The following is a 9,513-nucleotide window of genomic DNA, read 5'->3' as shown; positions in this document are numbered from 1 at the left end:
GACGTACGTGTACGGGCGCGAACGGCTCGGGGACTTCTGGGGCTACCTGGCCGGGTGGGGGTTCGTGGTCGGCAAGACCGCGTCCTGCGCAGCGATGGCGCTCACCGTCGGGTCGTACCTGTGGCCTGCTCAGGCGCACGCGGTGGCGGTCGCGGCGGTGGTGGCCCTGACGGCGGTGAACTACGTCGGCGTGCAGAAGGCCGCCTGGCTGACGCGGGTGATCGTCGCCGTCGTCCTGTCCGTGCTCGCCGCCGTCGTCACCGCCTGCCTCAGCGGCTCCGGCGCCGACACCGGCCGCTGGGCCGTCGGAGCGGACGCCGGCTTCCACGGGGTGCTCCAGGCGGCGGGGTTCCTGTTCTTCGCGTTCGCCGGGTACGCGCGCATCGCCACCCTCGGTGAGGAGGTCCGCGACCCGCGCCGGACCATCCCCCGCGCCATCCCGCTCGCGCTGGGCATCACCCTGGTGGTCTACGCCGTGGTCGCGCTCGCCGTCCTGGCCGTCCTCGGCCCCGAGCGGCTGGCCCACACCACCGCGCCGCTGACGGAGGCGGTCCGGGCCGCCGGGGTGCCCGGCCTGGCCCCGGTGGTGCGCGTCGGCGCCGCGGTGGCGGCCCTCGGCTCCCTGCTCGCGCTGATCCTCGGCGTCTCGCGCACCGTCCTGGCGATGGCCCGCGACCGGCACCTGCCCCACCGGCTCGCCGCCGTCCACCCCCGCTTCGCCGTCCCGCACCGCGCCGAACTCACCGTCGGCGCCGTCGTCGCCGTCCTGGCCTCCGTCGCGGACCTGCGCGGCGCGATCGGCTTCTCCTCCTTCGGAGTGCTCGCCTACTACGCCGTCGCCAACGCCTCCGCCTGGACCCTCACCCCCGCCGAGGGCCGCCCGCCGCGGGTGGTTCCGGCGCTCGGGCTGGCCGGGTGCGTGGTGCTGGCCTTCGCCCTCCCCTGGGCCTCGGTGCTGTGGGGCGCCGCGGTGCTCGCCCTCGGCGCCGCCGCCTACGGCGTGCGCGCGAGCCTCACCCACCGCGCCTGACGTCCCGAGGCACGGCACCGGTCCGACCCGGTTCCCTCCCCCGGGGAGGGCCGATCGGCCCTCCCCCCACGACCGGTCGGACCGGCTTCCGGGGGTGGGGTGGACAGAGGCAGGGAGTGAGCCCCCGCGGAGACGTGCCGACGCGGCAGAGGTCGCCGGCGTCGGCCGAGACGCGTACGGGCAGTGCCGGGTCACCGGTCTCCTCCAGCGGCACCTGGGCGAAGGTGGCCTTGTCGAGCATCTCCATCACACACATGATGACCGGTTCGAACGGGCGTGGCCGGTGCGGCAGTTCGGGTGCGACCGCGGTGCCGACGGAAGCAGCCGGACGACGGCCTCGCGGCCGAGGCTGGGGAAGGCCGGCTGGAGTCCAAGGGCTGTCCCGTCACTACTGGCTGCAAGATCCGCCTGGAGTCGGAAGCGTGGCCGGACCTCGGGGCCTCTGGGTGGAGGCAGGGCGCTGCTGGGAGGCTGCAGGCACGGGATCCTGGGGGAGTTCGGGGCCGGCGGTTCTGTCCCTGGCGGGAGTCGCACTCGGTGCGGTCGGATCACCGTGCGGGCAGTACCCGGTGTCACGGGCGAGTACTCGGCAGTCGGCAGTCCAGGAGGCGGCCGCGCACCGCGCCGAGGTCAGGAACCACCACCTGGTGGAGCACGTCGGCTCCCAACCGACCTTCGAGATCGGCAGTCCTGACCCGGCCCGCATGGGTGTCAGTCGTCGCCGGGCGTCATGTCGTATTCGCCGACATCCAGTTCTGCGCCGGTTGCGGCGAGGAAGTCCACCACCGCGCCGTCCAGGCGCCAGCCGTAGAGGCTCGTGTCGTCCGGCGAGCCGGAGGGCCGCCCGTCATGCCGGTTGAAGTAGCGGTGGACCTGCAGAATCGCGCCCCCAGGACCCTCCTCGGCTGCGAGACGGGTCGTCAGGTTGGTCAGCACCTCCATGCGGGGCCGGAGCCTGCCGAGGAGCTGGTCGATCTGCTCATCGACCGGCAGGCCGGGCTCGCGGCAGACTAGCTTCCAGCAGTGACAGAACGGGATGGTGTGAGGTGAGGCGGTCAGACTCCCCCGCACCGTGACTTCGTCCGGTTCCACGCCAAGCAGCTGGGTGATCTCGTCGGCAGTGGTGCCCACGCTGGAGATCGCAAAGTAGACGTACTGAGTCAACGACACCCGCCGAGACTACCGACGCAGCCGCACGGCCGCCTGACGGATCAGAACGCCTCGTGAGCGGGGGGTGAAGGTGCCCGCGCGGCGGTCCTGGTCGAGTGCCTCGGAGCCGGCCAGGGCTCCCGGCTTGGCCGGCGGGACTTCCAGGAAGTGCTCCAGCACCACACGCTCGGCGCCCTTCGTGGTCAGGCGCGAGTGGCGGGCGATCTCGGTGCGACGATGGAAGACGACGACCTCGTTCGAGCGGAGCAGGACGTGAACGGTGCGGCCGATGCAGCGGGCCGGGACCGAGTAGCAGCAGACCCGGACAGCGACCATGCCGTTTCGGTCGACGCGCGGGGTGAAGGCGAGCCCGGTCTCGAACGCGTCGCCGGGGAGGGGCAGCAGGAGCGGGGCCGCCTGGGCGACGTCCTGGCCGATGGTCCGGATCCGCATGCCGATCCGCCGGTTCTCCTCGGCCTGTTCGGACGCGGCGAAGGCGTCGTTGAGCTCATCAAGGGAGTCGAGGCGAGGGACGGGTGAGGTAGTTGCGGCGCCAGCAGCCGGCCTGGCCCTCGCCGCCGCCCTTCTCGTGGCCGTCGAGGAAGGCCTCCTGCCCGCACGAGGCGGTGATCCTTCTCTGCACTTTCGAGGGTTCCTGAGCGGATCCCGGTCAGAGCGCTATCGGGAGCTCCTCGATCCAGCAGTCGATCGACTTCGCGGTGATCACGGCTTGGGCGTCCTCGGCGTCGGCTTTGGTCAGGAAGACGCCCGCTCCGGTGACGTCGGGCCCGTCGGGGCGGATCACCCGCGTCATGACGACGTAGACGCGGCGGTGACGCTCGCGGCGGAGCGTGGCGCTCTCTTCCGTCGACAGTGCGTCGATGAGTTCCTGGGGCGAGGCGATGTCGAGGCCGGCGTCGACCCCGGAGAGAGGCCGGCTGGGCCAGATCGGCCTGTCGGGGTCGAACTCGTTGAAGAAGCTTTGGCGCGTTCGGCCGAGGACTCCTTCCGTCCAGCCGACGGCCATGGCGACCACGTAGCCGGACTCGCCCTGGCTCTCCAGAACGAAAACGTGATCGTCCCGGCCGAAGGACATGCCGGCGTGGTTGGCCTTGACCTGCTCGCTCTCGGCCTCGGTCGCGCATCTGATCGCCAAGCCGCGGTAGTCGGCACTGATCTTCACCACGGCGGCGGGCTTGAACAGCACGTCAATCGTTGTCTCGGGCTCGCCAGGTTCGTCGGGTCGGCCGACGCTCCGCATCAGGAGCTGGCCGTGGCTCGCCGTGTAGGCCAGGAGGTGGAACCTGCGCTCGCTGCGAAAGAGCTCCGTGCCGGGGATGAGCTGGTGATCGCGGTTGAGCCAGGTGCTGTCCGTCATGGGCATACGATCCCTGTCCCGCCCACCCTGGTCAATGCCATTGTTCAGCCGAGGGAGTGTCAGCTGACACGGCAGACTCCCCGCTGTGTGAGGTCCCAGGTGATCTTGGACAGTTCGGCACTGGGACATCGTTGACGGTCCCAGGACATGGTTGTCCGGGTCTCACCGAGGTCAAGGTGGTGCTGGAAACACCCGGCTCGGCTCAGGCTAGATTCTCCGGGTGACCGATATCGATCCTCTGGTTCCTGTCCTTGCCGGACTCCTCGTTGACAACCTCTGGTTCCTTGACAGCTGTGATGAGGACGAGGTGGATTCCGACTCTGCGGTGAGGGTGCTGGAGAGCGCCGCCTCGGTGCTCAAGGGCCTGTCGCCCGAGCAACTCGACCGGCTCCTGTCGGTGATCGGGAATCTGGCCGAAGCCGAGACCGATCCCGATCGGCGCGAGTTCTTGGAGGCGTTCCCCTCCGCCTGCGGACTGGTCGAGGAGGCTTGAGCCGTAGGTCTTGCCTGCTCTTCATGAATGGGTCACGGTCGATCTTCGATGCGCGCCTGACCGAGCTCAGTGACCGCCGGTCCGTTGCTCGGGCATGGGACGGAAGCGCGAGACCGGACCGGTGGTCCTGCGGGGGTGAACCGACAGTTCGACGTCTCCGTCAAGGACGCGGAAGGCAGTGTCCTCGATGACGATGGTGACGGTCTTGCCGGCGTGGGAGGCCCCGACACGTAGACACTGGTTGGCGACCATGGTGACACCGTCCTTCGGAACCTTCCTGACCGCTTGCTGCGGCCCGGGTGGCGGTGGGGGCAGCTGGGCCGCAGCCACGCGGGCGCCGACGATGGCGGATCGCTTGACCTTCCTCGATCGGGCAGGCCAGGGTCTTCACGAGGTAGCCGCCCGCGATCACGTGGAGGACTCGGCCTTCGAAGCGCAGGGTGATCTGCTGGCCCGCTAAGTGGGCGGCCAGCAGGATCCGCTGTCCGGCGAGCTGGATGTCTCCGTCCCGGTTGACGGTCCGGTCCACCTCGATGACCTGCCGCGGCCCGGCCTGGGCAGCGGAGGGTAGGCCGGGTTCGGCACCGCCGATGCGGGCGCCGCGCATGACGAGCTGGCGCAGATCGGCCGGAGTCAGCCGGGAGGAGCGGGTGCCAATGAGCTCGCCGCCCAGCGAGACCAGGTACACCTCCCCCATCCCGCCCTCGCCCAATGGTCGCAACAACTGATGCGGGCCGACGAACACAGCCTGCTGTGCCCGCGTGCCCTTCGCGTTCCTGTCGGCAGCCACCAAGCCTCCCGTGGCGTGTTGCCGTCATCGCAGACAGACACCCGCAAGACCGAGGCAGCGGAGATGGGCAGAGGCTCGACCGCGCGGGCTCCCGGCGCGGCACCACCGCTAAGAGATCCGCCCGCCCGCTCTGGTGGTCGCCGCGGTGCGCGGCCTCGGGGCCAACGCCGTGCGCAGCGCCGGGGTGAGGAGGTGACGGGTCTCGGACGGGGTGAGGTTGGCGAGGGCGGGCAGGGGGTTGAGGTAGCGGGTGTAGATGAGGCCGCCGAGGATTGTCACCACGGCCGTGGCGCGGACGGTGGCGTCCCGGCCTCCGAGGAATTCAACAAGCCGGGCCAGCAGCTCGTGTTCCAGGTATTCGCGAAGCACTTCCGCAGCCTCGTCGCCCTGGGTGGTGAGTTGACGGAAGTCGGCGTCTTCCCACAGGTCCGTCACCGCGTCAATCAGGCGGTCGGGGAGGGTGGCCGGATCGCCGCCGAGGACCTCGTCCACCGCCAGCGCGTTGGCGCACTGGAACTGCATCACGTCCGCGAACAGGCCCTTTTTCGAACCGAAGTGGTACGAGATCAGCGCCGGGTCGACCCCGGCAGCCTCGGCCACCGCGCGCAAGGTGGTGCGCCGGTAGCCGCGTTCCAGGAACAACGCGCGGGCCGCGGAGACGATCGACTCGCGGGTCGGCGGGTTGCCGCGGGGGCGGCCTCGGGTGCGGGCTGGGGTGGGGGCGGAGTTATTCATCGGCGTTGAGCCTTGCGCTTCGTGATCGGCACAGTCAAGGGCGTTCCAGGACCCACCCGAAGGGATGACCCGACACCATGCGTATCGCAGTCTTCGGCGCCGCCGGACCGACCGGCCGCCACCTCACCGACCAGGCTCTCTCGGCCGGCCACGAGGTCGTTGCCGTAACCCGCCGCGCCGGCTCCCTCGTTGAGCGGCCAGGTCTCACTGTGGCGATCGCCGACGCCACCGATCCGGCGGCCGTCGACGCCGCGATCGCCGGGACGGACGCCGTCCTGTCCGCGTTGGGCGCGCGCTTCAGCAAGGAGGCCATCACCACATACTCGGCGAGCGCCGCTGCCATCACCGGGGCCATGACCCGGCACGGCATCCACCGGCTGCTCGCCGTCAGCTCCAGCATCGCCGACCCGAACTGGCGTCCCACCGGCGCGCACTTCTTCAACCACGTGCTCGACCCGCTGGTGAACCGGCGTCTCGGCCGCACCCTCCACGAAGACATGCGCCGCATGGAGGTCCTGATCCGCCGGACGGACCTCGACTGGACTCTCGTCCGGCCCTCGGGCCTCTTCGAACACCCCGTCGTCACGGACTTCCACACCGCCGAGACCAGCGCCGACGGCGTCTTCACCGCCCGTGCCGACCTCGCCGCGAGCATGCTGCGCGAGCTGGAGGAACGGAGGTACGTCCGTGCGCACATGGGCGTCATCACCACGGCCGTGAAGCCGAACATCGCCAAGCTGATCTGGCACGAGGGCGTGAAGAAGAAGTGACCCGGGCGACCCTCGAACTCCCCGCCGCCACACGGGTGTTCCTCGCTCTCCCCGACACGGCCACCTTCACCACCGTCCGCCCCGACGGCACCCCGCACGTCACCCCGGTCCGCTTCACCTTCGACGCGGCCACCGGCCTGGCCCGGGTGACCACCCGGGCGGGAGCCCGCAAGGCCCGAAACGTGGCGGAGGGCGGCCCGGCGGCCTGTGTCGCGCTCTGTCAGGCGGACGGCTTCCGCTGGGTCACCCTCGAAGGCCGGGCCGCCGTCACCGACGATCCCGCGCGCCTGGCCGAGGCGATCCGCCGCTACGCCGCCCGTTACCGCGCGGCCCCGCCGACCCCGCCGGACCTGGTCGTCGTCGAGATCGCCGTCGACCGCGTCCTGAGCCTCAACCTCTGAATCCCCCGCACCGAAAGCGAAGTGACACCCCCCGATGCCCACCCTCCCCGTCCTTGACTCCACCCTCCACTACCGCGAGTCCGGCGACCCCGACGGGCTGCCGTTCGTCTTCCTCCACGGCAATCCCACCTCCTCCCACCTGTGGCGGAACGTCCTGCCGGGTGTGGCCGCACCCGGCCGCCGCCTCCTGGCCCCCGACCTCATCGGCATGGGCGACTCCGGCAAGCCGGACATCGCCTACACCTTCGACGACCACGCCCGCTACCTCGACGCCTGGTTCGACGCCTTGGACCTTGCCGAGGCCGTCCTCGTCGGCCACGACTGGGGCGGCGCGCTCGCCTTCGACCGAGCCACCCGTCTCCCGGACCGTGTCCGCGGCCTCGCTTTCACCGAGACGATCATCAAGCCGCTGGTTGGCGACGAGTTCCCGGCGGCAGGACGGGAGTTGTTCACCCTCCTGCGCACCCCCGGGGTGGGCGAGGAGATGATCCTTGAGAAGTCCCTGTTCATCGAGGGGCTTCCGGAGACGCTGGCCACGCTGCTCGACCCTGCCGACCTGGAGGTCTACCGTCGCCCCTTTCCGACCCCGCGGAGCCGTCGCCCGGTGCTGGCGTGGACGCGCATGCTGCCGCTGGACGGCGAACCCGCCGATGTCGTGGCCCGCGTCGAGCGCTACGACGCCTGGCTGGCCGCCAGCCCCGAAGTCCCCAAACTGCTCGCCGCGTTCGAGCCGGGCCCGGGCGCGATGACCGACCAGGGTGCCGTGGCCTGGTGCGAGGAGAACATCGCGGGTCTGGAGGTCTCCCGCCACGGCCCGGCCGGACACCACTCCCCGGAGGACCGCCCCAAGGAGCTGGCCGCGTCGATCAACGCCTGGGCCGACCGCCACAGGCTGGCACGCCAATAGGCGTCGTCGTCCACGACGGGGTTTCCGCAGGTCAGAACCCTTCTACGGGACGACGTCGAGGTAGCTCATCATGCCGTGGTCCTCGTGGGCGGCGATGTGGCAGTGGAACATCCACTTGCCAGGGTAGTCGGCGAAGGCGATTCGGATCACCACGGCGCCGGGGGTGCCGTCGACGGCGTGGGGTATCGGGACGGTGTCCTGGCGGTGGGTGTAGGGCTGCGGGGTGCCGTTGACGGAGAGGACCTGGAAGGCGGTGGTGTGGAGGTGGAAGGGGTGGTCCTCGCCGGAGTGGTTGAGGATGGTCCACTCCTCGACGGTGCCGAGCTTCGCCGGGGTGGTGAAGGCGGATTCGCCCGCCGCGAACTGCCGGCCGTTGATGTAGAAGGTGTTGCCGTCGGCGCTCTCGGAGAGGTCGACGGTGCGCTGCCGGGTGACGGGGGCGGCGGCGAGGTCGGCGGGGGCGGTCGGGACGGCGCCGGTGACCTCGGGCAGGCGGCGCAGCCGGTCGCCGGCGATCTTGATCGTGGCCAGTTCGGTGTCCGGATAGGCGTCGCCCTGGGGGCCGTTGCTGTAGGCGGTGGTGCGCAGGACGGCCTTGGCGGGGTGGGCGCCGGCGGTGACCAGGACGTCGTACCGCTTGCCAGGGGGCAGCAGCAGGGTGTCGGCGGTGGCCACCCGGGCGACCGGGGCGCCGTCCTCCCCGACGACGGTGAAGTGGTTTCCGTCGAGTCGGAGTTGGTAGAAGATGTCGGCCCCGGCGTTGGCGAGGCGCCACAGCTGGGTCTCGTTCGGCCGCATCGACAGCACCGGCCGCAGCCGGCCGTTGACCAGGCGCACGGTCGGCTTGCCCGAGTCGATCGACGTGGTGTCGGTGTTCTGCAGGATGTGCCCGGTCGGGTCGAGTTGGACGTCCTTGAGCACCAGGGTGTGCGCGGTGACGTGGCGCAGGGCGGCCGGGAGCAGGCTGCGGTCGTCGCCGACGACCAGGGCGCCGGACAGGCCGGCGAAGATCTGGTTCTCCACGTCGCCGGCCATGCCGGACATCCCCGCCATGTCCGGGGCTCCCGGTGCCGGGCACGTGGGGCCCATGGCGTGGCTGTGGTACCAGAAGGTGCCCTGGGGGTGGTCGGCGGGGATCGCCAGCCGGTAGGTGGTGTCGGCGCCGGGCGCCACGCACAGGAAGGGGTCGTCGGACTGCCCTTCGGGTGAGACGTGCAGCCCGTGGAAGTGCAGGTTGGTGGCCACCGGGAGGTGGTTGACCAGCTGGACGGTGACGGTCGTGCCCGGGTTCACGTGGAGGGTGGGGGCGACGAACGAGCCGGTGTAGCCGTCTCCGTAGGCCTCCCGCCCGGAGATGTCGAACCTGCTCCGGGTGGCGTCCAGGGTGATGGTCACGTTCGGGTCGGCGGCGCTGCCCGCGTCCGCGACGGGCGGGTCCTGGAACGGCATGCCTGCCCGCATGCCCTGCTCCTGGTCGGCCGTCGAGGGCGGTGGTGGGACGGCGGGCGGCGGGGCGGCCATCGCCTCGGCGCCGAGGGCGGCCGAGATGAGGACGGCCACGGCGGTCATCGCGTGGATGATCCGCCGGGTACGGCGTAACTGCTGCCGGTCGGGGTCGACCGGAGCCTCGATGTCGCGGGACATCAGATCTCCGTTGCTCGGGTGGTCCGTGAGGGTTGGTGGGACTGAACGCACCAGCCTGATCGTTCCGCCGGTTCTTGACAAGTCCTCAACAATTCACGGCCGTGGGGGGGGGCCGCCCCCCCCCCCCCCCCAGCCCGGCGGGCCCGCACCCCCCCCCCCCCCCCCCCCCCGCCCCCCCCCGCCCCCCCCCGCGCCCCCCCCCCCCACCCCACCCCT

The 9,513-nt window shown here is 71.1% G+C and carries 12 protein-coding genes; 5 read left to right on the top strand and 7 right to left on the bottom strand.

Annotation, left to right across the window (positions count from 1 at the left end; translation table 11 throughout):
* Positions 1-1,030 (top strand): APC family permease (locus ACZ3YL_RS27145; RefSeq protein WP_465660166.1); only part of this gene is annotated, 1,030 nt, incomplete at its 5' end.
* A gap of 711 nt (positions 1,031-1,741) precedes the next feature.
* On the opposite strand, the gene ACZ3YL_RS27140 is transcribed toward ACZ3YL_RS27145, so the two are convergent.
* From ACZ3YL_RS27140 to ACZ3YL_RS27125, 4 genes are read right to left on the bottom strand one after another with little or no spacing between them, the layout of a single operon-like run.
* Positions 1,742-2,200 carry a DUF4279 domain-containing protein gene (locus ACZ3YL_RS27140; RefSeq protein WP_465660165.1) on the bottom strand — a complete coding sequence of 153 codons (459 nt, stop codon included), beginning with the start codon at positions 2,198-2,200 and terminating at the stop codon, positions 1,742-1,744.
* 9 nt (positions 2,201-2,209) lie between these two features.
* Positions 2,210-2,632 carry a Mu transposase domain-containing protein gene (locus tag ACZ3YL_RS27135; RefSeq protein ID WP_465660164.1) on the bottom strand — a complete coding sequence of 141 codons (423 nt, stop codon included), beginning with the start codon at positions 2,630-2,632 and terminating at the stop codon, positions 2,210-2,212.
* A gap of 58 nt (positions 2,633-2,690) precedes the next feature.
* Positions 2,691-2,822: a hypothetical protein gene (locus ACZ3YL_RS27130; RefSeq protein WP_465660163.1), complete on the bottom strand. Its 132-nt coding sequence runs from the start codon at positions 2,820-2,822 to the stop codon at positions 2,691-2,693.
* A gap of 27 nt (positions 2,823-2,849) precedes the next feature.
* Positions 2,850-3,557, bottom strand: a complete 708-nt coding sequence (locus ACZ3YL_RS27125) for a hypothetical protein (protein WP_188308584.1) — start codon at positions 3,555-3,557, stop codon at positions 2,850-2,852.
* A 220-nt stretch (positions 3,558-3,777) separates the two neighbouring features.
* Here ACZ3YL_RS27125 and ACZ3YL_RS27120 point away from each other — a divergent pair, with 220 nt between their 5' ends.
* Complete coding sequence (locus ACZ3YL_RS27120; RefSeq protein ID WP_188308585.1) at positions 3,778-4,050, top strand: hypothetical protein; 273 nt, start codon at positions 3,778-3,780, stop codon at positions 4,048-4,050.
* Positions 4,051-4,210: 160 nt separating this feature from the next.
* On the opposite strand, the gene ACZ3YL_RS27115 is transcribed toward ACZ3YL_RS27120, so the two are convergent.
* Together ACZ3YL_RS27115 and ACZ3YL_RS27110 are read right to left on the bottom strand one after the other, a co-directional pair.
* Entirely contained in the window at positions 4,211-4,840 is a 630-nt protein-coding gene (locus ACZ3YL_RS27115) for a hypothetical protein (RefSeq protein ID WP_465660162.1), read from the bottom strand.
* Between the two features lie 108 nt (positions 4,841-4,948).
* On the bottom strand, positions 4,949-5,575 hold the full coding sequence (locus ACZ3YL_RS27110; RefSeq protein WP_465660161.1) for a TetR/AcrR family transcriptional regulator: 627 nt from the start codon (positions 5,573-5,575) through the stop codon (positions 4,949-4,951).
* Between the two features lie 77 nt (positions 5,576-5,652).
* Between ACZ3YL_RS27110 and ACZ3YL_RS27105 the strand changes: the two genes are divergently transcribed.
* From ACZ3YL_RS27105 to ACZ3YL_RS27095, 3 genes are read left to right on the top strand one after another with little or no spacing between them, the layout of a single operon-like run.
* Positions 5,653-6,345: an NAD(P)-dependent oxidoreductase gene (locus ACZ3YL_RS27105; RefSeq protein WP_465660160.1), complete on the top strand. Its 693-nt coding sequence runs from the start codon at positions 5,653-5,655 to the stop codon at positions 6,343-6,345.
* Positions 6,342-6,746: a pyridoxamine 5'-phosphate oxidase family protein gene (locus tag ACZ3YL_RS27100; RefSeq protein WP_465660159.1), complete on the top strand. Its 405-nt coding sequence runs from the start codon at positions 6,342-6,344 to the stop codon at positions 6,744-6,746. The genes ACZ3YL_RS27105 and ACZ3YL_RS27100 overlap by 4 nt, the downstream gene beginning before the upstream one ends.
* A gap of 34 nt (positions 6,747-6,780) precedes the next feature.
* On the top strand, positions 6,781-7,653 hold the full coding sequence (locus tag ACZ3YL_RS27095; RefSeq protein ID WP_465660158.1) for a haloalkane dehalogenase: 873 nt from the start codon (positions 6,781-6,783) through the stop codon (positions 7,651-7,653).
* Positions 7,654-7,695: 42 nt separating this feature from the next.
* Here the strand turns inward: ACZ3YL_RS27095 and ACZ3YL_RS27090 are convergent, their stop codons facing one another.
* A complete protein-coding gene (locus ACZ3YL_RS27090; protein WP_465660157.1) occupies positions 7,696-9,297 on the bottom strand; it encodes a multicopper oxidase family protein in 1,602 nt (533 codons plus the stop codon).
* Between the last annotated feature and the right edge of the window lie 216 nt (positions 9,298-9,513).

Source organism: Kitasatospora sp. NPDC023176 (genome assembly GCF_055560495.1).
Note: the sequence above shows the minus strand (reverse complement) of the source record. Positions and strands in the feature narration are given on the sequence as shown.

Bases quoted from the DNA above. Each gene is read 5' to 3' on its own strand.
- ACZ3YL_RS27135 (WP_465660164.1), bottom strand. From the start codon at position 2,632: ATGCGGATCCGGACCATCGGCCAGGACGTCGCCCAGGCGGCCCCGCTC.
- ACZ3YL_RS27125 (WP_188308584.1), bottom strand. From the start codon at position 3,557: ATGACGGACAGCACCTGGCTCAACCGCGATCACCAGCTCATCCCCGGC.
- ACZ3YL_RS27110 (WP_465660161.1), bottom strand. From the start codon at position 5,575: ATGAATAACTCCGCCCCCACCCCAGCCCGCACCCGAGGCCGCCCCCGC.
- ACZ3YL_RS27105 (WP_465660160.1), top strand. From the start codon at position 5,653: ATGCGTATCGCAGTCTTCGGCGCCGCCGGACCGACCGGCCGCCACCTC.
- ACZ3YL_RS27095 (WP_465660158.1), top strand. From the start codon at position 6,781: ATGCCCACCCTCCCCGTCCTTGACTCCACCCTCCACTACCGCGAGTCC.
- ACZ3YL_RS27090 (WP_465660157.1), bottom strand. From the start codon at position 9,297: ATGTCCCGCGACATCGAGGCTCCGGTCGACCCCGACCGGCAGCAGTTA.